Origin of the sequence: Anaeromyxobacter sp. K, assembly GCF_000020805.1 — a bacterium.
Lineage (GTDB): Bacteria > Myxococcota > Myxococcia > Myxococcales > Anaeromyxobacteraceae > Anaeromyxobacter > Anaeromyxobacter dehalogenans.
Genome location: NC_011145.1, coordinates 4125945 through 4147296 on the forward strand (window position 1 = coordinate 4125945; position 21352 = coordinate 4147296).

Here is a 21352-nt window from a genome sequence, read left to right on the forward strand (position 1 = left end):
CTCGCGCTCTCGCGAACGTTCACCCAAGGAGTCGTCCACATGCAGAAGCTCGCCCTGCGCCTCGCGCTCGCCATCGCCGCCCTCACGCTCACCGCCGGCACCGCCCGCGCGGCGACCGCGACCGCCACCCTCGACGTCACCGCCACCGTGGTCCCGTCGTGCACGATCGCCGCCACCCCGGTCGCGTTCGGCAACTACGACCCGCTCGTCACGAACTCGAGCACGGCCCTCAACGCGCAGGGCACGGTGACGGTCACCTGCACGACCGGCACGGCCTACACCATCGGCCTCGGCGCCGGGAACAGCGCCAGCGGCAGCCGCGCCATGCAGCACGCGTCGCTCACCGCGGAGCTCCCCTACGAGCTCTACCTCGACGCGGCGCGCACCACGGTCTGGGACAACACCGTGATGCAGACCGGTACCGCCGCCGGCATCACCCCGGTGCCGTACCCGGTGTACGGCCGCATCCCGGCAGCCCAGAACGTGCCGACCGGCAGCTACGCCGACGCGGTCGTCGCCACCGTCACCTTCTAGCCGCTCGCCGTCGCCACACCTCGCGCGCCGGTCCGCACCCCCGCGGGCCGGCGCGCGCCGTCTCCGGCCCTGCCGCGCCAGGCAGCCGCGGCAGCCCAGGCGCCGGCGCGGCCCACCCGATCACTGTGCGTCACGAGGTGTGAAGGGGATCGCCTACCTCTGCGCCGGCGCCGGGGCGCCGCGGCCGACCACCCTCGCGGCCAGGATCCGGATCGGCGGCGAGAGGGCCTGGCCGTTCGCCGCTGCCCGGTGGATGCGCCGCACCACGTCCATGCCGCGAACGATCCGCCCGAACACCGCGAAGCCCTGGCCGTCCGGGTTGCGCCGGCCGCCGAAGTCCAGGTCCGGCTGCGGGCCCACGCAGACGAAGAAGTCGCTGGTGGCCGTGTCCGGCCCTGCGCGCGCCATCGAGATCGCGCCGTCCGCGTGCCGCAGGCCGGTGTCGCGCGTGCGCTCCAGGCGGATGGGCGCGTGGTCGTGCTCCCCGTGCGCCGGCGCCACCCCCGCCTGCACCACGTCGATCTTCACCGCGTTGCCGGGCTGGTTGCCGGCGCGCACCGTCCGGTGGAAGCGGCCGCCGTCGTAGCGCCCCTCGCGCACGTAGCGGAGGAAGTTCGCCGCCGTCGCCGGCGCGCGCGCCGCGTCCACCTCGACCTCGAGCTCGCCGAGCTCGGTGGTCATCACCACGTGGACGGGGGCCGGGGCCGGGGCCGGGGCCGAGGGCGCGGCGCCGAGGAGGAGCGCGAGGAGCGAGAAGGCGAGCATCCGGGGAGCGTAGCGCCCGCATGAGGACGCGGCGAATTCCAGCCCGCCTCCACCGACCTGGACCGCTTCGCACTTCGCGTGCGCGACCCTCGGCCGCGGGGCTGGAACTCGACGTACCCAGGGTTGAATGGTGACATCGGGTCAACCTTCCCTGGAGCCGCCATGGCCCGCGCCCTTCGCGCCGTTCGCCCCCTCCTCCTCGCCGTCGCGGTCGTGGCAGCCGGCACCGCCCTCGGAGGCTGCTCGGGCGGCGGAGGCGCTTCGCCGGCCGACCCGTGCGCAGGCGTCTCGTGCGACGACGCGAACCCGTGCACCGACGATGCGTGCGCGGCGGGCCAGTGCACCCATGCCCTCAACGCGGCGCCGTGTGACGACGGCGACGCCTGCACCGCGGGGGACGCCTGCGCCGGCGGGACCTGCGGCGGCGCGGCCGTGGACTGCCCGGCGCCCCCGAACCCGCAGTGCTGGGACGCGCCCACCTGCGAGCCCGGCACCGGCTGCGCGAACCACGCGAAGGCGGTCGGCACCCCCTGCGACGACGGCAACGCGTGCTCCACCGGCGACGCCTGCGACGAGGCGGGCACGTGCGTCGCGACCGGCACCACCACGTGCGCGCCGCCCGGCGATCCCGCCTGCTGGAGCGGCATCTCCTGCGACCCCGCGACCGGCTGCACGTTCACGCGCCGGGCGGCCGGCACGCCGTGCGACGACGGCAACGCGTGCACCTCCGGCGACGCGTGCTCGGCGCAGGGCACCTGCGTCCCCGGCGCCGCGGTCACCTGCCCGGCCGGCCCGTGCCAGCGGGCGACCTGCGCCGCCGGCACCGGCTGCGCCCTCGAGCCGCTGGCGGACGCGACGCCGTGCGAGGACGGCAACACCTGCACCACCGGCGACGCCTGTGTCGCCGGAGCCTGCGTCGGCTCCGCCCTGGACTGCGGTGACGGCAACGCCTGCACCACGGACACGTGCGACGGCACGGTCGGCGCGTGCACGCACGTGCCGGCGGCGCCAGGCGCCGCGTGCGACGACGGCAACGCCTGCACGACCGGCGACGCGTGCGATGCCGCGGGGGCCTGTGCCGGCGAGGCGCTGGCCTGCCCGCCCACCGACGCGTGCACCGCTGGCTCCTGCGACCCGGCCACCGGCGGCTGCGCCTACACGCCCGTGTCGTGCCAGGACGACGGCGACCGGTGCACCGTGGAGCTCTGCGACCCCGTCAACGGGTGCGTGCACCCGCCGAAGAGCTGCTGGGACGGCGACGCGTGCAGCGTGGACTCCTGCGACGCGGCCACCGGCGGCTGCCTGCACCGGGCGCTCGTCTGCGACGACGGGAATGCCTGCACGCTCGACGCCTGCAGCAGCGCCTCCGGCTGCGTGTACCAGGCGCTCGACTGCGCGGACGCCGACGCGTGCACCGTGGACGCATGCAACCCCAGCAGCGGCTGCGAGCACGTGCCCAAGGTGTGCGCGGACGCGGACCCCGCGACCACCGACTCCTGCGATCCGGCCACCGGCGCGTGCATCCACACGCCGACCTTCCAGACCGTGTCGGTCACGCCGGTCGCCGTCGCCACGTACCAGTACCAGTGCGGCGAGTACGTCTGTGGGACGCACTGCTGCAGCTACGACTTCTTCGGCCGCTGCAACGGCTACTGCTCGTCCTACTGTCCTCGGTACTGCACCGGCCTCCAGTCGTTCACCGTCACGAGCGCGCCCGCGGGCATCTCGTGCGGCGGCGGCCCCGGCGGCGCGACCGGAACCTGCACCGCGGCCTTCCCGGCCGGCGCGACCGTGACGCTGACGTCGGGGTCCACCTGGACGGTGTTCTCCGGCGCCTGCACCGGGACCGGCTCCTGCACGCTGGTGGTGAGCCAGCCCGCGAGCGTCACCGCGACGAACTGAGCCGGGCTGGGCCGCGAGGCCGGCGCGATCGCGTCACCGTGTCGCACCACGCCGGACGGCCTCGACGGCCCCGCCGCCGGCTTCGACCCATCGTGCTATCCGTACCTCGACCCGGAGGTCGCGATCATGCCCCTGGCACACCGGATGGCGGCGGAGGTCGTCGGCACGTTCTGGCTCGTCCTCGGCGGCTGCGGCAGCGCGGTCCTGGCGGCCGCGGTCCCCGAGCTGGGGATCGGGTTCCACGGCGTCGCGCTCGCGTTCGGCCTGACCGTGCTCACGATGGCGTACGCCATCGGGCACGTGTCCGGATGTCACCTCAACCCCGCGGTGACGGTCGGGCTCACCGTCGCGCGCCGCTTCCCGGCGGGCGAGGTCGGCCCGTACGTCCTCGCCCAGGTGATCGGCGCGACCGCCGGCGCGGGCGTCCTGTACCTCATCGCCTCCGGCAAGGCGGGCTTCGACGTCTCCGCCGGCTTCGCCTCCAACGGCTTCGCCGAGCACTCGCCCGGCGGGTACGCGCTGGGCGCGTGCTTCCTCACCGAGCTCGTCATGACGTTCGCGTTCCTGTTCGTGATCCTGGGCGCGACCGACGAGCGCGCGCCCAAGGGCCTCGCCCCCATCGCGATCGGGCTCTGCCTCACGCTCATCCACCTCGTCAGCATCCCCGTCACCAACACCTCGGTGAACCCGGCCCGGTCCACCGGGCCGGCGCTGTTCGTGGGCGACTGGGCGGTGGCGCAGCTCTGGATGTTCTGGATCGCGCCGATCGTCGGTGCGGCGCTGGCGGGCATCGTCTACCCGCTCGTCGCCGGCGGCCGCGCCGCGCACGGTCGGGCGACGGCCACGCACGCGAGCGCGACCTGAGGCACCAGGCGCCCGGTGCTCGCCGCCGGAGCCCCGCCCATGGCGAGGCTCCGGGCGGACGGCCGTCACCGCCTCAGCGCGTCGCGGATCTCGCGGAGCAGGACGACCTGCTCCGGCGGCGCGGCCGGGGCAGGCGCCGGTTCGGCCCGCTTCATCCGGTTGAACTGCTTCACCATGAGGAAGATGATGAAGGCGAGGATGAGGAAGTTGAGGACGATGGTAAGGAAGCTGCCGTAGGCGAAGACCGGCACGCCCGCCTTCTTGACCGCGTCCAGGGCGTGGGGAACGCCCGGCGGGATCTCCTTCAGCGCCACGAAGTAGTCCTTGAAGTCGAGGCCGCCGAAGATCGCGCCGACCACCGGCATGACGAGATCGTTGACGATCGAGTCCACGATCTTGCCGAAGGCGGCGCCGATGATGACGCCCACCGCCAGGTCGACCACGTTCCCCTTCAGCGCGAACGCCTTGAACTCCGACGCGAAGCTCATGGTTGCTCCCCCGGGCTCATGGGACGGTGCGTCCCCGCGCCGTCCGGCCGCGACGAGAGTAGGACGGTGCGTCACGATCGTCCATCGCGTGGCGAGCCGTGCTCGCGGGGCGGGGATCTTCCCTGCCCCGGTCGGGCGCGTCCGACCGGTTCGCGCCGGCTCATGCGCGGAGCTGGCCGCATGGCGCCGATGCCGGCAATGCGCGCCTACGGTCCCGGCTCGGCACGCCATTGCTCCGGCGTCTGAACGAAGTTGGCGGCGTGGGTGAGCCGTGCGACCCCCACGTCCCAGCCACGCACGACGGTGACGCCAACGGTCGGTGCGCTCGCGGCGTCGGGGTGGTGTTCCATCATCGCGGCCGCGACCTTTCTCGCCGCCTCGGGGACGTCCTCGGATCGCCCCCCGTAGCAGACGACGCCGGAGACGACCCTCGACGTGCCTCCCTTCCTCCAGGTCGTGACGGTCTTGACCTGCAAGGAGTTCACGCCCGGGATCGACCCGACCCGCTGGAACAGGGCGGGAGGGAGCTCGTTCGCCGTCAGGCCGGGACCCCAGACCACCATCGCGCTGGCCCCTGCTGCCACGAGCCCGATCCACACCGCGCTCGCGATCTTCGGCCGGCGGGTGCTCCGCGCGGGGACGGGCAGGTCGACGCTACCCGCCTCCACGACGTAGCTCCCGACGAGGAGATCGTGCAGGCCCTGTCGCGTCGGACGATTCAGGAGGACGGTCCCGAGGGTCGCGCCGCCCAGGCCCAGGACGAGGACGCCCGCGACCCACGCCGCGGCGACCGCCACCGGTCCCGCCAGGCGGAACGTGACGCCGTTGATCATGCCGGGCAGCGAGAGCAGGACGGCGCGGACGAACGCTCGCGACGCCGGCAGGCACCGGCCGTCGGTGTCCACCACCCGGAGCCGCAGCAGCCGCTTCCCGAGCGTCTGCCCGTTGCCGATCTCGCTCCCCAGGATCCCGAGGTACGGAACGGCGACGAGCAGCCCGATGAGCCGAGCCGGCGTCCCGACGGGCGCGAACCGCTCCCCGAGCAGCAGGCCCAGCGGGAAGCCGATCGCGGCGAGGACGAGCGTGTCCACCAGCCATGCGCCGAGCCGCCGCCAGAGGCCCGCGAACCGTGCCGCGACGGGCTGCGTCTCGAGAACGGGCTCCGCAGTCGGTTCCATGCATCCCCCCGCGCGTACACGCGTGAGCGGGTGTCCCACGACCCCGCGGACTCCCGCGTCGAGACGGTCGCATCACGCATCGTCCGGGTCAAGCCGGTTCGGCGGCGCCGCAGGGCCGTGCGAACCCTGCGTCGCCATCGCGCACCCGGAGCAAATCCCTTACCATCGCGAAGACGCGAACCGCGCCCTCGGAAACGCGTCCTCCCGGTACGTACGTGCGGTCGTGATGCTCGTTGGAGCTTTGCTGAGAGTACACGCGGTCGTGACCGGCCGTGGGACACGAAGGGCGGCAACCGGCGGGACCCTGCTCGCAGCCGTCGGGCTGGCCTATTACTGGTGGTGGTCCGTCCTGGGATGGTGAACGCCGTCAGGCATCCGTCACGCCATGAGAAAGACCGGAGCCGCCCTGTAAGCAAGCGCCGGGCACGAACGCACGTCATCGGAAGCCGTCGGACGGCGCCGGTCGGCGCACGAAAGCGCGCGCTCGAGGACCACCACGGTGCCCTCGCGATGCCGCGGCGTTTCGCGGTGAACGCCGCAGGGATGCCCAGCAGGAAGTCGTACCGCCCTGGGACAGGGCCACCGAAGGAGCGCCGGACTACGCTCTTCGTTCGGCGCACCGACGCGGACCGGACCGGCGTGACGGGCGACGAGGAGGTGCTCATGCCCGGCTACGTGGACGGCTTCGTCATCCCCATCCCGAAGAAGCAGGTGAAGGCCTATCTCGCCATGGCGAAGCTCGGCGCCAGGGTCTGGAAGGACCACGGCGCGCTGGGCTACCAGGAGTGCATCGCCGACGACCTGAAGGGCTTCGGCCAGGGCTTCAAGAAGATGGCGGGCCTGAAGGCCGGAGAGACGGTGGTGTTCTCCTTCATCCTCTACAGGTCGCGCGCCCACCGCGACCGGGTGAACGCCAAGGTGATGAAGGACCCGCGCATGGCCGGCGTGACCACGATGCCCTTCGACGTGAAGCGCATGGCCATGGCCGGGTTCGAAGTGCTCGTGGGGTGGTGACGCGCAGAAGACGAAAGACCGGAGCCGCCCTGTAAGCCGGGGTCGCCCAGCGTGGCCACCCCTGACCGCACGGCGTGGTCACGCGCTGTCATCCCGGGCGCCTGGCGCGCGGCATGACCTCTCCCGGGATCGCCGTGAGGGCGGCTCCGGCCGGCGGTTGGGCAGGGTTTGGGCAGGCCCCTTAGCCGCCCACCCCACCCTCAAGCACAGGACAGGCGGCGCCGTGAAGCTCGCACACGGCGGCTTCCGCTGGGGGCACTGGCGGGATCGGGAACCGCATGGCGGCGAGCAAGTCTCGGACGGCCGCACGAAGTGCCGCGAGCTGGTCGGGCGCGTCGAGATCAACGCCGGCGGCGATCAGGGAGCAGATCTTGGCGATGCTCGCGGAGAATGCCGACGGGTCGCCGTTGGCCGCCGGCAGGTCGATCTGCCGCAAGACTGGCGCGTACTCCGTTTCCCACCGGCGCAGCAGTTCGGGAACCTGATCCCTGAGCTTCCGCAGGGCGGGGCCGCACAGGAACACTCCTAGGCAGTTCAGCCCCTCGCTGACGGCCTGCGCGAACTTCGTCGCCTTCTCTGCGGGGTCCATGCCCATCATCGTGCCCCTTGTAACAGTCTACGGCCCAGGGGCTACCCTAGCCGCGTCGAGGCAGGCCTGGATCGCCTTCTGCGCGTCGGCGGGCACCTGGGAGGAGTAGGCGGTCGGGTACGAAGGCGGCCGCTCGTTGCGATACTTCGCGATGCGCTGGAGGACCGTCCTCGCGGCCGCGACGGCGTCGCTGGAGCTCCCCGACCGCTCCTTCGCAAGCATGCACATGCCGAGCAGCTCGCCGTCGAGCTCCATGTTGATCTCCTCGCGGAGCCCCTTCGAGTCGTCCTTGTCGAGCAGCAGCAGCTTCCGGTGGAGCAGGTTCGCGTTCGCGCTCGCACGCGGCAGCACCTGGTAGCCGTGGAAGTTGCCGATCATGTCGGCGCCGACCCACGCTCCCGCCCCGAACGCCACGGCCAGGAGCACCACCGCGCTCACGCCGACGAGGATCGTCCGCCTGGTGACCTTGGGCGCCATCGTCCTTCCCCCTTACGCCTCACACTAACAGAAGAAGATCGCCCCGATGGCCTGCACGCGGGCCGCGAGCGGTTCGTGATGATGGGCTACTCGTCGGGGATGTGGTCCGGCCGGAACTCCGACACGGCCACCGCGAGGTCGAACTTCTTGCCCCAGATCGCGGCGCGCTCCTCCTCCGGCCTCGCCCAGAAGGCGTTGATCTGGTCGTCGGCGAAGTGCTGCCACAACGGTTCGTTGAGCAGCAGGTGGGCCATGCAGTCGCGCGCAAGAGCTTCGGCCTCATGAGCTCGACGGTAGCCGCGAAGCATGTCGTCCCGGCGCGGCAGAGCCGGCAGGTCCTGCGAGGGGTCCTGGAAATGCTCGACGTTGCAGCGGATGACGTACATCTCCCAGCAGGCATCGGCCTGCTCCGAGGGGACGAACGTCTTGCACCTCTCCTTAAACTTCGTCCTCCCGCCCCAGATCACGCGCGTGAGCCCGTCGACCACGCGGACGAACTGATGGATGCGGTCCCCGAGCTGCGGTGAGGACACAGCGTTGAGGAAGGTGTTCACCGCCATCCGCATCCTCAGCATCTTGGCATCGACGAGGGCGGTGGAAGAAGCCCCTGCGGCCGTGGTTCGGCAACAGGCGCCCGCACGAGGTGGACGGCGCCCTCATCCGGCGCTTCATCGAGGCGAAGCTCGCCGAGGGGCTCAACCCGGCCACCATCCGCATCCTGGTGGCGCTGCTCTCGGCGCTCTACGTCGGCCTGGTCGAGGACAAGGTCGCCACGGCGAACCCGTGCCATGGCCTGCCACGCTCGACCCGGCGGCTGATGAAGCCGACGCACGATCCCCGCACCACGCCGTTCATCGAGCGGGTCGGCGACATCCGGCGCATCTTCCTGCTGCTCCCCCCGCCCTTGAGCATCGCCTACGCCATCGGCGTGCTCGCCGGCCTCCGCACCGGCGAGATCTTCGCCCTCAAGTGGCTCCACGTCGACCTCACTGCACGGCGCATCCACGTCCGCGAGTCGGTGAAGGGGCCGCTCAAGGACAAGGATTCGCGCGTGGTGCCCATCCTCGACCCGCTGCTGCCGATCCTGGCCGAGTGGAAGCTCAAGTCCGGCGCCGAGGGGCTCGTCATCCCGCCGCTCCGCAGCGACGGCCGGAAGATCGACAAGGCCACGCCGGGCAACTTCCTGCGCCCGGTGCTGAACGCCCTCGGGCTCGCCAGGCCGGGCCTCGGCTGGTACGAGGCCACCCGCCACACCTTCGCGTCGCAGTGGGCGCTCTCCGGCGGCTCCATCGAGAAGCTGAAGGAGATCCTCGGTCATTACTCGGTCGTGATGACCGAGAGGTACGCCCACCTGCGGCCGGACCTCTTCTCGGCGAAGGACCTGGCCGTCCTCGACCTCAACCTGGCGGGGGGCGACGAGAAGCCCGTCCCGCTGGCGACGCCGAGCCCTTCTCGTCTGCGGAAAGGCTAGGTCGCTGCTCCGACGGCCTCTAGCATCTCGCGCTCAAGCGTCTTCAGGTTCTCGGTGTCCCCGTGTTTCGCCAGCTCGAAGGGCCCGTAGAACCTGAAGACCAGCGGCTGACGCAGGCCGCGCAGGACAATCACTGCGGGGTTGATGTTGCGGAAGACCCCAACGCTCCCACGGTAGTTCGCGCAGAAGTGTCGCCACAACATGACCGGGAGTGTGTCCCTCCAGGTCGCCCGCTCCGACCAGTTCAGCGTCACGACGGCCCCGCCGACCAGGGGCAGCCACTCGCGCTCGATGTGCGCCTGCCACGTCGGCGAGTTCGAGTAGACCAAGACACCGGCGACGCCACGCCGATGAAGACGGAACGCCGCCAGCACCAGCAGGATGCGCCCGAAGGTCCAGAAGGCGGCGGCTGCCGCCAGAGGGAACCCCACGACCGCCGCAAGCAGCGGATGGCCGCCTCGGGCCAAGGCCGCCGCCGGCACGCCGAAGAACAAGATGAACACGACGAGGACGGCGACCGGGACGCCGGTCGTCGTCACCGGCGAGCTCATCCGCTTCTTGAACTTCCCCTTCGCCACGGTTCGCTCACAGTACTACGCGCACGCCCCGGGCTCCGGCCTCTCGCGTCCGCTTGGGCAGGGTTTGGGCAGGACCCCACCCTCGGCGGGGTCCAAGTAGCTGATGCAGAAGATGAAAGACCGGAGCCGCCCTGTAAGCCGGGTTCTGTTCCGCGGGAAACCCCGCGGCGACGAACATTCATCTCGGACGCGCGTTGCCGCGCGTCTCCAGCGAGCATACCCGGAGGCCTGGACCGGGCCGGTCTTGCCCTCCCGCTCGCGCGGGTGGGACGCCTCCCTATTCGCTCTTGCACCGCGTGGGGTTTGCCGTGCCGCGCCGGTCACCCGGCGCGCGGTGCGCTCTTACCGCACCGTTTCACCCTTGCCACGCACGCCGGTCGCCCGGCGCCGTTCGGCGGTCTGTTCTCTGTGGCACTTTCCTGCGGGTCGCCCCGACCGGCCGTTGGCCGGCACGCTGCCCTGTGGTGCCCGGACTTTCCTCGGCGGCCCCCTTCCCTGCAGGACCGACGCGTTCGCCCGGGCGGCTCCGGCGAGGCGGATGTAACACGCGGGCGGCGGGCCGGCAATGGGCCTACCGGCGCAGGGCGGCCGGGACCCCGCGCTTCGGGCAGAGGTCGGCCACCACGCAGCGGGAGCACGCCGGCGCGCGCGCGGCGCAGGTCCGCCGCCCGTGCCACACGAACAGCTGGTGGCCGCGGCCCCAGCGCGACTCGGGCAGGAGCGCCATGAGGTCCCGCTCCACGCGGTCGGGATCCTGCTCGCGGGTGAGGCCGAGCCGGCGCGAGACGCGGCCGACGTGCGTGTCCACCGGGAACGCCTCCGCCGCGCCGAGGTGCACGAGCACCACGCCGGCGGTCTTCCGCCCGACCCCGGGCAGCGCCTCGAGCGCCTCGCGCGTCCGGGGCACGCGGCCGCCGTGCTCGCGCGCGATCGCGCCCATGGCGGCCACGATCGCCTTCGCCTTGTTCCGGAACAGCCCGAGCGACCGGATGTACGGCCAGAGCTCCTCCGGCTGCGCGCCGGCGTAGGCCGCGGCGTCCGGGAAGCGCGCGAACAGCGCGGGCGTCACCTTGTTCACGCCGGCGTCGGTGCTCTGCGCGGACAGGATCACCGACACGAGGAGCTGGAGGTCGTCCTCGAACGCGAGCGCGATGCGCGCCTCGGGCATCTCCGCGTCGAGGCGGTCCACGATCTCGGCGGCACGGGCGCGAGCCTGCGCGGTGGGCGCGCGGGGCCGTGCGCGGAGCCGGGAGCGGGGCGGCATGCGGGCGCGGATGCTAGCACCGGCGGCCGCGCCGGCGGGACGCCGGAAGAAAGAAGGCGCCCCGGCGCGGCGGCCAGGGCGCCCTTCCCACACCCTCCCCCGCGGAAGGCGGCGCCGGATGCGGCGAGGCGATGGCGAGATGGTGCGCCGGGAGCGGCGCGCGGTCAAAGCCCCGGGCCGGCCGTCACATACAGTGCACGCGCGGGCGCCCCGCGCCCGGCCCGGCCTGGCTGCCGCCGACCGGTCCCCCGGGGCCCCGGGAGGTGTGCGTGCGTGCAGGGAGATGCAGGGAACGCCGAGAGGATCCCCGCCCCTCCTCCACCGGGCCCGCCGGCGGCGCCGTGTCCCGTCCTCACTCGACAAATCGGGCCGCCCGTGCCAGCCTCTGCGCTCGCATCGGGTCCCGCGGGGGGCGGGCCGTCGCTCGGCACGCCGCTCCAGGGAAAGGCCCTCGTCGCGCGCCATTGGAGGATCGCGCTTCATGCAGATCAACCTGCGCAAGGCGATGTTCGTGCTGCCGAACCTGTTCACGGTCAGCTCGATCTTCCTGGGCTTCTACGCGCTCACGCTGTCCGCCGGCGACGCCACCCCCGCCCAGCTCTACCAGGCGGCCCTGGCCATCTTCTTCGCCATGTTCTTCGACGCGTTCGACGGCCGCGTCGCGCGCATGACGAAGACCCAGTCCGACTTCGGGGTCCAGCTCGACAGCCTGGCGGACGTCATCTCCTTCGGCGCCGCCCCGGCGCTGCTCGTCTACAAGTGGGCGCTCGCCCCGCTGGGCTTCATCGGCCTGTTCTTCTCCTTCGCCTTCGCCGCCTGCGGCGCGCTGCGCCTGGCGCGCTTCAACGTGCTCGCGCAGCGCGGCGACAAGGGCTCGTCCGCCTTCTTCGTCGGGCTCCCCATCCCGCTCGCCGCCGGCACCATCACGGCGCTCGTCATCGCGCACTACAAGGAGTTCGGCGCGGCCACCAACCCGGCCACCCGCGTGCCGGTCCTGGTGGTGGTCGCCCTGCTCTCGTTCCTGATGGTCTCGACGGTCCGCTACCGCACCTTCAAGGACGTGCACCTGTCCGCCCGGAGCCTGTCCGCGTTCGTGCTGGCGAGCGCGGTGGGGCTGGCGGTGGCGTACGCGACCCGCGCGTCCTTCGCGCTCGTGGTCTACATGGGCGCGTACATCGCCATGGGCCTCGCCGAGTCGCTGTTCGAGAAGGCCCGCACGCTGGATCGCAGCCGGCTGCCGCCGGACGTGCGCGCCGAGCTCGACGCCGACGAGGCGCTCGAGCCGGGCCCCGAGGACGTGGACGGGGACAAGGCGGAGCAGGACGAGTACATCTAGCGCGTGACCACGCCGCCCTCGCCCGCGCCCGGCCCGGCCATGCCCGCGCCGGGCGCGTCCTCCCCCGGCCTCCTCTCCCGCCTCCGCCGCCGCGGCCTGAAGCGCGGCCCGAGCCCGAAGGGCCCGCCCGGCCCGGCGGTGCTGTTCGCCGCGTGGGGCCCCTGCGGCTACGCGCCGGTCGCGCCCGGCACGTTCGGCACGCTCGGCGCCATCCCGCTCTACTGGGCGCTCACCTGGCTCACCTGGCCCGCGTACCTCGCCGTCACCGCGGCGCTCACCGCGCTCGCCATGGTGGCGGCCCAGCGCGCCGGCCGTTACTGGGGAGTGGCCGACGCCTCGCCCATCGTGGTGGACGAGGTGGCCGGGTACCTCGTGACCATGGCGCTCGTCCCGTTCTCCTGGCCCGCGGCGATCGCCGGCTTCGTGCTGTTCCGGATCTTCGACGTGCTGAAGCCCTGGCCGGCGTCCGCGTTCGACCGCGTGAAGAACGGCTTCGGCGTGGTGATGGACGACGTGGCGGCCGGGGTGTTCGCCTGGTGCGCGCTGCAGTTCGTGCAGCTCGCGCTCCGGCTCCTCGCCGGCTGCGGGACCGTGTTCCACTGGTGGTGCGTGGAGGTGGGGTCGTGATGCAGGTGGAGATCCTCGCGACCGGCGACGAGCTGCTCACCGGCCAGGTGGTGGACACGAACTCCCCGTGGCTGATGGACCGGCTGTGGGACCTCGGCCTCATGGTGCGCCGCAAGACGCTGGTGGCCGACGACCGCGACGACCTGCGCGCCTCCATCCTCGAGACCACCGCGCGCGCCGACCTCGTCGTCATGAGCGGCGGGATGGGCCCGACCGAGGACGACCTCACCTCGGAGTGCGTCGCGGCGGTGCTGGGCGTGCCGCTGGAGCGCCACGAGCCGTCGATCGAGGTGCTGCGCGAGCGCTTCCGCAAGTTCGGGCGCGCGCTCACGCCGAACAACGAGAAGCAGGCCTGGTTCCCGCGCGGCGCGGAGGTGATCCCGAACCGCTGGGGCAGCGCGCCGGGGTTCACGGTGCCGGTGGGGCGCGGGCGGGTGGTGTGCCTGCCCGGCGTGCCGGTGGAGTACCGGGGGCTGTGCGAGGAGTGGGTGCTGCCGCACGTCGGCGCCCGGCTGGGCGAGGTGCCCGCGGCGGGGCTGGTGAAGCTGTTCGCCGTGCCGGAGTCGCACGCCGACCACGCCATGCGCCCGGTGATGGACGACCCCGCCAACGCCGGCGTCCGCTTCGGCTACCGCGCCCACTGGCCCGAGACCCACGTGAAGTGGACCGTGCCCGGTCCCGGCGCGGCCGCCCGCGCCGCGCGCATCCGCGAGCGGGTGCTCGGGATCTTCGGCGAGCAGGTGTTCGGCGAGGGCAAGGACGAGCTGCCGGAGCTGGTGGTGGCGCGCCTCGCCGCGCGCGGCGAGCGGGTGGCGCTGGGCGAGTCGTGCACCGGGGGAATGGTGGCCGAGCTCCTCACCGCGGTGCCGGGCGCCTCGGCGGTGCTCGACCTCGGGGTGGTCGCCTACGCGAACGCGGCCAAGGAGCGGGTGCTGGGCGTGCCGGCGGAGCTGCTCGCGGCGCACGGCGCCGTGTCGGAGCCGGTGGCGCGGGCGCTCGCCGAGGGCGCGCGCCGGACCGGCGGCGCAGCCTGGGGCGTCGGCATCACCGGCATCGCGGGGCCGAGCGGCGGCACGCCGGAGAAGCCGGTCGGCACCGTGCACCTCGCGGTGGCGGGCCCGTCGGGCACCGAGGCCGTGGCGCGCGCCTACCGGGGCGACCGCGACCGCGTGCGGCGCCAGGCCGCCTACGAGGCGCTCAACCTGCTGCGGCTCGCGCTGCGCTGAGCGGCGGGCGCGTCACGCCGCCGGCGGGGCGCCGGGCTCGAGGCAGAACGCCTCGACGAAGCGATCCCAGGTGACCTGCGCGGCGCCGCTCGCCATCAGCGCCTCGTAGGTGCGCGTCGCCGCCTCGAGCAGCTCCGGCAGCGGCCGCGGCGCGTAGCGGGCGGTGAGCCCGCCGTCCTCGAGCACGCGGCGCACCAGCGCCTGCACGTTCACCGCGCGCCCCTCCAGCCTGCCCTGCCGGTCGATGAGCCACCCGACCAGCTGGCCGAGCCGCTCGCGCACCGCCACCCGCACGCCGGCGCCGCCGGCGGCGAGCGCCTCGTTCACGGCGTCCGGCGCCGCGTCGCGGACCACCACCCACGTAAGCGAACGCTCCGCGGCGTACCCGGCGCGCTCCAGCGCGGCGCGGCAGCGGACCTCTTCCTCGGGAGGGCAGCGGATGCGGACCACGGGCTCGGTGCGGGCGCTCACGGGCCCCGTTCGTACCCTCGCGCCGGCCGGCGCGCAACGGCGTCCACGCGCGGCCCGCGCCCGCCGCCGGGGCGCGCTATCCTCCGGGCGTGTCCGAGGGCCCTCCCGACCCCGCCGCGCTCGAGCTGCTCCGCTCCCGGAGCGGCCTCTCCATCGACGCCGAGGGCCGGTTCCTGCACCGCGGCGAGCCCATCACCCACGCCCGCACGCTGGAGGTGCTGTGGCGCTCGCTCTCGCGGACGCCCGACGGGCGCTACGAGGTCGCGATCGGCCGGGAGCGCGCCTACGTGCAGGTGGACGAGGCGCCGTACGCGGTGCGCGGTGCCACCGAGGACCCGCGCGGCGGACCGCCGCTCCTGCACCTCTCCGACGGCACCGCGGAGCCGCTCGACCCCGCCACCCTGTCCCTCGGCGCGGACGGCGTGCTGCGCTGCGCGGTGAAGGGCGGGGCCCACCGGGCCCGATTCACCCGCGCGGGCCACGTGTCGCTCGGCCTGATGCTGCGCGAGGACCCTCCCGGGTCGGGTGGCTACGCACTTTTCGTGAATGGCGCGCGCTGGCCGGTGACGGTGTCGTAGTCCGCACGGACGGTGCCCGGCGCGGTATCCTTCCGGTTGCTCGCCCGGCGGCGGGCCCGACCGTTACCTTCCGCAAATGAGAAGACTCGTCGCGCTCTGCGCGCTCGCCATCCCGCTCGCGGCCGCGCCCCAGGGGTTCCAGCTCCGGGCGCCGTCGCTGGCCGACGCGTTCCAGACCATGGACCGCATCGAGGCGCGCCAGGTCGAGGGCCGCGTCGAGGACGGGCTCGAGCAGACGTACATCCTCCCGGAGCGCCCCGGCCAGAACCAGGTGGCCTGGTACGGCTTCGACTGGCACTACCTCGACGTCCCGCCCCCGGGCGGCGGCAAGGGCGGCATCCGCCTCTACTACTACGAGACCGAGCTGGCCCAGGCGCGGCGCGCGCTGCCCGCGATCCGCAGCGCCTACGCGCGGCTGGTGGACGCGTTCCACTACAACCCCACCCGCCGCATCCCGTACATCCTCTACGCCACCCAGCGCGAGTTCCAGACGCAGAACGTGTTCGCGGTGACCGAGTCGGTGCTGGGCGTGACCTCGCCCGAGGACCTGAAGATGACGGTCCCGTACTTCGGCGATCACTCCCGGTTCACCGAGGTCTCCACGCACGAGATGGTGCACCAGTTCACCATCCAGAAGCTGATGGAGGCCGCCGGGGCCGAGGACATCGGCTCGCCCATCCAGTACCTGCCGCTCTGGTTCATCGAGGGCATCGCCGAGTACTACACGAAGGGTGGAATCGACGTCGAGACCGACCTGTACCTGCGCGACCTGGTGTGGAACCCGGATCCGCGGCGCGGGTACGAGATCCTCGCGTTCCAGGACGACCGCTACCGCGGCTACATCCCCACCTACAAGCTGGGCCAGGCGCGCGTCGCCTTCATCGCCGAGGAGTACGGGCGCGAGAAGATCCAGGGCTTCCTGGAGAGCGCGTACCTGCTCGCCGACGACGGCGGGCGGGGCGGTGGCGGCGGCGGGCGGGGCTTCTCCGCGCTGGTGCGGCGGGTGCTGAACGAGCCGGTGGAGCAGGTGGACGCGCGCTGGCGGGCGTGGCTGAAGAAGCGCTACTACCCGGCCTACCTCGCCTCCCGGCAGGACCTCTCGGCGGTGCGGGAGGTGCGGCAGCTCCCCGGCGAGCCGGAGGACTTCACCACCTCGCACGACGGCACGCTGGTGCTCTACCGCGCCATCGACCGGCGCCGCGGCCGCGCCAGCCTCTACCTGATGGACGTGCGCAGCCCGCGCAGCGCGGTCGAGGTCGCGACGGACAGCCAGCCCGGGCTCGAGTCGCTCCACCCCATCGACTACTCGGTCGGCGCGGTCGCCGACGGCGTCCTCGCGTTCTCGGCGCAGGACGGGATCGGCGACGCGCTCTACCTCCAGCGCTTCCGGCACAAGTTCACCGAGGGCCGCACCGCCCGCTTCCAGCTCGGCAAGCGCCGCAAGCTCGACGTCCGGCCGCCCGACGGGCGCCGCTTCATCACCATCGCCGACCCGACCTTCTCCGCCGACGCGAGCCACCTCGCCTTCGTGGGCGTTGCCGAGGACGGCCAGCAGGACGTGTACGTGGTGCCGGTGACCGGGGGCGTGGCCCGCCGGCTCACGAACGACGGCTACACCGAGAAGGACCTGCACTGGGGCGCCGACGGCCTCTACTGCGCGTCCGACGCCACCGACCACGGCCGGCTCAACCTGTTCCGCATCGACCCGGCCACCGGCGCGCGCACCCGGCTCACCACCGCAGCCTCCACCGACCGGCACCCCTACCCGCAGGCGGACGGCTCGGTGCTGTTCTCGTCGGACGCGCGCGGCAAGCCCGACCTCTACCTGCTCAAGGACGGCGCCATCCAGCGCCTCACCGACTTCACCACCGGGCTCACCAGCCCGGCGGTCGCGCCCAAGGCGCGCGGCGTCCTCGCCGCCACCTTCAACGGCGGCCTGTTCCGCATGGTGGAGGTGCCGCGGGTCGCGTGGCTGGAGGAGCCGCCCACGCCGGTGGCGCCGCCGGCGGGCGACGTGCTGGAGATCCCGTCCGCCGACTTCCCGGACTCGGTGCCCTCGTACCGCGCCACCTCCATCCGCAACTGGCGGCCGGAGGGCGGGTTCGTCTACGGCGGCGGCGCCGGCAGCAACGTGGCCGGCCGGGCCGCGGTGCTCTTCTCCGACCTGCTGCGCGACCACGTGCTGTTCGTGGATCTCTCGATCTACGGCTCGTTCGACTACACGCAGGCGATGGTGCTGTACGAGAACCGGTCGCGGCGCCTGAACTGGGCGCTGGGCGGGTTCCACTTCGTCCAGCAGCAGATCGACCGGCTCGACTACAACCTCGCCTACTACCAGCGCGACTTCGGCGTGGTGGGCGCGCTCCGCTACCCGCTCGACCGGTTCCGCCGCGTCGAGCTGGAGCTCACCGTCGGCGGCGTGCAGCGCTACTGCCTCACCGACTTCTCCGGCGCCGGGTTCCTCGTCTGCAAGGGCATCCAGCTCCAGGGCGGCGTCTACCGCGACACCGCCGACTGGGAGCGCCAGAACGGCGGCGTGAACTTCACCGTCAACCCGGCGGTGCGCTACGGCTTCGACACCATCCGCTACGACGCGTTCACCGGCCCGCTCGCCGGCAGCTCGCTGCTGCTCGAGCTGGGCGGCGGCTACCTGCCGGGGCGGAGCGCGGTGCACGGGTCGGCGCGGCTCGACGCGCAGAAGTACTGGCAGCTCGTGGGCCGCTCCAACTTCTCGTTCCGCTTCGCGGGCGGCACCACCTTCGCGCCGAGCGGGAAGAGCGAGGTCTGGCAGCGGAGCTGGTGGCTCACCTCCGGCGACAACCTGCGCGGCTTCTCGCCCTTCGACCTCGCCTACCTCATCGGCCAGCACTACTACGTCGTGAACGCCGAGCTGCAGTTCCCGCTCGACCCGCTCATCCGCCTGCTCATCTTCGACTACCTGGAGGGCGTGGCCGCGCTCGACTTCGGCAGCGTGTTCAACCGGTTCGAGGACCGGGTGGACGCCTCCGGCGCCATCCTCGAGCCGGGCGCCTGGGAGTCGCGCACCCTCACCGGCGTGCTGGGCGTGAACGTGCTGTTCGGCCCGCTGCTCCTGCGCGTCCACTTCGGCCACCCCTTCGACATCGGCGGGATCAAGACCCCGGCGATGCAGGAGGGGACGAAGTGGGTGACGAACGTGACGCTCCGGTACTTCTTCATGTGACGCGGCCTGAACGCGGGGCGGCGCGGGCCTGCATCGTCCCGAGCCGCCGCCGCGCCCCGTCATCGCGCCCCGTCATCGCGCCCCGCCATCGCGCCCGGCCGCTGCCCCTCCCGCCGCGCCTCGCCGGCCGCGGGCCTACCCCGCCGCCTCCGCTGCGACGACCGCGAGCGGCGTCGATGCCCCCGGGGCCTTGATCCGCTCCACCAGCCGCTCGAAGGCGGCCGGGTTCGCGCGCAGCCACTCCGCCGCGCGCTCGCGGCCCTGCCCGATCCGCTCGCCGTCCATCGAGAAGTGCGCGCCGGACTTCTCCACCGCCCCGCGCTCGACGCCGAGGTCCACCGCCTCGCCGAAGCGGTCCACGCCCACCCCGTAGCGGATGTCGAACTCGGCCTCGCGGAACGGGGGCGCGACCTTGTTCTTCACCACCTTCACCCGCGTGCGGCTCCCCACCACGGCGTCTCCCTCCTTCACCTGGCCGATGCGCCGGATGTCCATGCGCACCGAGGCGTAGAACTTGAGCGCGTGGCCGCCGGTGGTGGTCTCCGGGTTCCCGAACACGACGCCGATCTTCATCCGGATCTGGTTGATGAAGACGACGAGGGTCTGGTTGCGCGAGACCACGCCGGTGAGCTTCCGGAGCGCCTGGCTCATGAGCCGAGCCTGCACGCCCATGTGCGCGTCGCCCATCTCGCCCTCGATCTCGGCCTTGGGGACGAGCGCCGCCACCGAGTCCACCACGATGACGTCGCAGGCGCCGGAGCGGACCAGCTGCTCGGCGATCTCCAGCGCCTGCTCCCCGGTGTCCGGCTGGGAGACGAGCAGCTCGGCCAGGTTCACGCCCAGCTTCCGGGCGTAGCCCACGTCGAGCGCGTGCTCGGCGTCGATGAACGCCGCCACCCCGCCGGCCTTCTGCGCCTCGGCGATGGCGTGCAGGGCGAGCGTGGTCTTGCCCGACGACTCCGGCCCGAAGATCTCCACCACCCGGCCGCGGGGGAGCCCGCCCACGCCGAGCGCCAGGTCGAGCCCGATGGAGCCGCTCGGCACCACCGGGACCGGCGCCGGCTCCGCCGACTCCGCCAGCCTCATGATGCTGCCCTTTCCGAACGCCTTCTCGATGGTGGCCACGGCCTGCCCCAGCGCCTTCGCCCTCTCCGCCAGCTTGCTCACGTCGCTGCCTCGCTTCTCCCGCCGTCGGCGGGGTTGATGCCGCCCGCGGGCGGCGTGGTCACAGGAGCGGGCGGTCCAGCGCGCGGTACTGGATCGCCTCGGCCACGTGCGCCGCCTTCACGGCGTCGTCGCCCTCCAGGTCGGCGATGGTGCGCGCCACCCGCAGCACCTTGTCGTGGGCGCGGGCGGACAGCCCGAGCCGCGCCACCGCGTCGTCGAGCAGGCGGCGCCCCGCCGCGTCGGGCGCGCAGATCCGGCGCAGCGCCTCGCCGCGCAGCCGCGCGTTCACCGGCGCGGTGCGCGGGCCCACCCGCGCCGCCTGCCGGTCCCTCGCCCGCGCCACGCGCGCGCGGACCACGGCGCTCGGCACCCCCGGGGTGCCGCCGGCCAGGAGCGCGGGCGGCACCGCCGGCACGTCGACGTGCAGGTCGATCCGGTCGAGCAGCGGGCCGGAGATGCGCCGCCGGTACCTCAGCAGCTCGTGCGCGGTGCAGTGGCAGGCGCGGGAGCGGTCGCCGTGGTGGCCGCACGGGCACGGGTTCATCGCCGCCACCAGCATCACCTGCGACGGGTAGGTCACCGAGCGTCCCGCGCGCGCGATGCAGACCTCCCCGTCCTCCAGCGGCTGGCGCATCGACTCGAGCACGTGGCGCCGGAACTCGGGCAGCTCGTCGAGGAACAGGACCCCGTGGTGCGCGAGCGAGATCTCGCCGGGCCGCGGCACGGTGCTGCCGCCCACCAGGCCCGCGTCGGAGATGGAGTGGTGGGGCGCGCGGAAGGGCCGCTCGGTGAGCAGGCCCCGGTACCGGGTCAGCCCGGCCACGCTGTGCACCACGGTGGCCTCGAGCGCCTCCTCGAACGCGAGCGGCGGGAGCACGCCCGGCAACCGGCGCGCCAGCATGGTCTTGCCGCTGCCCGGCGGCCCGAAGAACAGGAGGTTGTGCGCGCCGGCGGCGGCGATCTCGAGCGCGCGCTTCGCCGCGTCCTGCCCGCTCACGTCCGCGAGGTCGAGCGGCGAGGCGGGCGGCGGCGGCGGCGACGGCACGCCGCGCAGGAGCGGCGTCTCCCCGCGCGCCCAGGCCGTCACCTCGCCCAGGTGGCGCGCGGGCAGGACCCGGACGCCCTCGACCACGCTCGCCTCGAGCACGTTCGCCTCGGGAACGAGCAGCGCGAGGGCACCGGCCCGCCGCGCCTCGATCGCGAGCGGCAGGACCCCGCGCACCGGCTTCACCTCCCCGGACAGCGCCAGCTCGCCCACCAGGTGCACGCCCTCGAGCGCCTCCGCCGGGACCTCCCCCGCGCTCGCGAGCACGCCCATGGCCATGGGCAGGTCGAAGCCGGTGCCCTCCTTGCGCAGGTCTCCCGGGGCGAGGTTCACGGTGACGCGCTTCGACGGGAGCTTCACGCCGATGTTCCGGATCGCGGCGAGCACCCGGACCTCGGCCTCGCGCACCGGCCCGGCCGCGAGCCCGACGATGTAGAACCCGGGCATCCCGACGGTCGCGTCCACCTCGACGTCCACCGGGACGGCGTTCACGCCGAGCACCGCCCCGGATCGCACGCGCACGAGCATGCACGCGCGTTCAGCAGGCCGCGTGCCAGCGTCGCGCGCCGTGGATCC

21 protein-coding genes and 1 other RNA gene are annotated in these 21352 nt (G+C 73.3%); 10 read left to right on the top strand and 12 right to left on the bottom strand.

The genetic code is table 11. The annotated features are described in order from the left end of the window. Positions 1 to 39: 39 nt before the first annotated feature. Positions 40 to 534 (top strand): spore coat U domain-containing protein, encoded by a 495-nt coding sequence (locus ANAEK_RS18450; protein ID WP_012527647.1) that lies wholly within the window; start codon positions 40 to 42, stop codon positions 532 to 534. A 153-nt stretch (positions 535 to 687) separates the two neighbouring features. Here the strand turns inward: ANAEK_RS18450 and ANAEK_RS18455 are convergent, their stop codons facing one another. Continuing rightward, entirely contained in the window at positions 688 to 1299 is a 612-nt protein-coding gene (locus tag ANAEK_RS18455) for a peptidylprolyl isomerase (RefSeq protein ID WP_012527648.1), read from the bottom strand. A gap of 162 nt (positions 1300 to 1461) precedes the next feature. Here ANAEK_RS18455 and ANAEK_RS18460 point away from each other — a divergent pair, with 162 nt between their 5' ends. Next, entirely contained in the window at positions 1462 to 3201 is a 1740-nt protein-coding gene (locus ANAEK_RS18460; RefSeq protein WP_012527649.1) for a hypothetical protein, read from the top strand. 126 nt (positions 3202 to 3327) lie between these two features. Beyond that, complete coding sequence (aqpZ, locus tag ANAEK_RS18465) at positions 3328 to 4065, top strand: aquaporin Z (protein WP_012527650.1); 738 nt, start codon at positions 3328 to 3330, stop codon at positions 4063 to 4065. 65 nt (positions 4066 to 4130) lie between these two features. Here the strand turns inward: aqpZ and mscL are convergent, their stop codons facing one another. Then, a complete protein-coding gene (gene mscL / locus ANAEK_RS18470) occupies positions 4131 to 4553 on the bottom strand; it encodes a large conductance mechanosensitive channel protein MscL (protein ID WP_012527651.1) in 423 nt (140 codons plus the stop codon). Positions 4554 to 4759: 206 nt separating this feature from the next. Further along, positions 4760 to 5731: an RDD family protein gene (locus ANAEK_RS18475; RefSeq protein ID WP_012527652.1), complete on the bottom strand. Its 972-nt coding sequence runs from the start codon at positions 5729 to 5731 to the stop codon at positions 4760 to 4762. A 639-nt stretch (positions 5732 to 6370) separates the two neighbouring features. Here ANAEK_RS18475 and ANAEK_RS18480 point away from each other — a divergent pair. After that, positions 6371 to 6745: a DUF1428 domain-containing protein gene (locus ANAEK_RS18480; protein ID WP_198137447.1), complete on the top strand. Its 375-nt coding sequence runs from the start codon at positions 6371 to 6373 to the stop codon at positions 6743 to 6745. A gap of 181 nt (positions 6746 to 6926) precedes the next feature. Here ANAEK_RS18480 and ANAEK_RS18485 read toward each other — a convergent pair whose 3' ends face one another. The 3 genes from ANAEK_RS18485 to ANAEK_RS18495 all read right to left on the bottom strand — a co-directional run bounded on the left by ANAEK_RS18485 (position 6927) and on the right by ANAEK_RS18495 (position 8365). Beyond that, complete coding sequence (locus ANAEK_RS18485; protein ID WP_012527654.1) at positions 6927 to 7343, bottom strand: hypothetical protein; 417 nt, start codon at positions 7341 to 7343, stop codon at positions 6927 to 6929. Positions 7344 to 7361: 18 nt separating this feature from the next. Next, entirely contained in the window at positions 7362 to 7811 is a 450-nt protein-coding gene (locus ANAEK_RS18490) for a hypothetical protein (RefSeq protein WP_012527655.1), read from the bottom strand. A gap of 86 nt (positions 7812 to 7897) precedes the next feature. Next, on the bottom strand, positions 7898 to 8365 hold the full coding sequence (locus tag ANAEK_RS18495; RefSeq protein WP_232288272.1) for a hypothetical protein: 468 nt from the start codon (positions 8363 to 8365) through the stop codon (positions 7898 to 7900). A gap of 89 nt (positions 8366 to 8454) precedes the next feature. On the opposite strand from ANAEK_RS18495, the gene ANAEK_RS18500 reads away from it, so the two are divergent. Continuing rightward, positions 8455 to 9282 carry a site-specific integrase gene (locus ANAEK_RS18500; RefSeq protein ID WP_012527657.1) on the top strand — a complete coding sequence of 276 codons (828 nt, stop codon included), beginning with the start codon at positions 8455 to 8457 and terminating at the stop codon, positions 9280 to 9282. Here ANAEK_RS18500 and ANAEK_RS18505 read toward each other — a convergent pair. The 3 genes from ANAEK_RS18505 to nth form a co-directional block, all read right to left on the bottom strand. Beyond that, a complete protein-coding gene (locus ANAEK_RS18505) occupies positions 9279 to 9860 on the bottom strand; it encodes a hypothetical protein (protein ID WP_012527658.1) in 582 nt (193 codons plus the stop codon). The two genes, ANAEK_RS18500 and ANAEK_RS18505, sit on opposite strands and share 4 nt — an antisense overlap. Before the next feature lie 118 nt (positions 9861 to 9978). Then, positions 9979 to 10388: RNase P RNA component class A (gene rnpB / locus ANAEK_RS22710), an RNA gene on the bottom strand. Positions 10389 to 10431: 43 nt separating this feature from the next. Next, entirely contained in the window at positions 10432 to 11124 is a 693-nt protein-coding gene (gene nth / locus ANAEK_RS18510) for an endonuclease III (RefSeq protein WP_012527659.1), read from the bottom strand. 481 nt (positions 11125 to 11605) lie between these two features. Here nth and pssA point away from each other — a divergent pair, with 481 nt between their 5' ends. From pssA to ANAEK_RS18525, 3 genes are read left to right on the top strand one after another with little or no spacing between them, the layout of a single operon-like run. Next, complete coding sequence (gene pssA, locus ANAEK_RS18515) at positions 11606 to 12460, top strand: CDP-diacylglycerol--serine O-phosphatidyltransferase (protein ID WP_012527660.1); 855 nt, start codon at positions 11606 to 11608, stop codon at positions 12458 to 12460. Positions 12461 to 12463: 3 nt separating this feature from the next. After that, positions 12464 to 13087: a phosphatidylglycerophosphatase A gene (locus ANAEK_RS18520; RefSeq protein WP_232288273.1), complete on the top strand. Its 624-nt coding sequence runs from the start codon at positions 12464 to 12466 to the stop codon at positions 13085 to 13087. Then, complete coding sequence (locus tag ANAEK_RS18525; protein ID WP_012527662.1) at positions 13087 to 14313, top strand: CinA family nicotinamide mononucleotide deamidase-related protein; 1227 nt, start codon at positions 13087 to 13089, stop codon at positions 14311 to 14313. Before ANAEK_RS18520 ends, ANAEK_RS18525 begins: the two co-directional genes overlap by 1 nt. Before the next feature lie 12 nt (positions 14314 to 14325). Here ANAEK_RS18525 and ANAEK_RS18530 read toward each other — a convergent pair whose 3' ends face one another. Then, positions 14326 to 14784, bottom strand: coding sequence for a hypothetical protein (locus ANAEK_RS18530; protein ID WP_012527663.1), 459 nt, complete (start codon positions 14782 to 14784; stop codon positions 14326 to 14328). 89 nt (positions 14785 to 14873) lie between these two features. On the opposite strand from ANAEK_RS18530, the gene ANAEK_RS18535 reads away from it, so the two are divergent. Then, the gene (locus tag ANAEK_RS18535; RefSeq protein ID WP_012527664.1) at positions 14874 to 15362 is read left to right on the top strand and encodes a DUF1285 domain-containing protein; all 489 of its coding nucleotides are present in this window, start codon (positions 14874 to 14876) and stop codon (positions 15360 to 15362) included. A 76-nt stretch (positions 15363 to 15438) separates the two neighbouring features. Next, positions 15439 to 18564: a hypothetical protein gene (locus ANAEK_RS18540; protein ID WP_012527665.1), complete on the top strand. Its 3126-nt coding sequence runs from the start codon at positions 15439 to 15441 to the stop codon at positions 18562 to 18564. A gap of 135 nt (positions 18565 to 18699) precedes the next feature. Here the strand turns inward: ANAEK_RS18540 and recA are convergent, their stop codons facing one another. Continuing rightward, positions 18700 to 19731, bottom strand: a complete 1032-nt coding sequence (recA, locus tag ANAEK_RS18545; RefSeq protein WP_012527666.1) for a recombinase RecA — start codon at positions 19729 to 19731, stop codon at positions 18700 to 18702. Between the two features lie 58 nt (positions 19732 to 19789). Further along, the gene (locus tag ANAEK_RS18550) at positions 19790 to 21292 is read right to left on the bottom strand and encodes a YifB family Mg chelatase-like AAA ATPase (protein WP_232288274.1); all 1503 of its coding nucleotides are present in this window, start codon (positions 21290 to 21292) and stop codon (positions 19790 to 19792) included. Positions 21293 to 21352 lie beyond the last annotated feature (60 nt).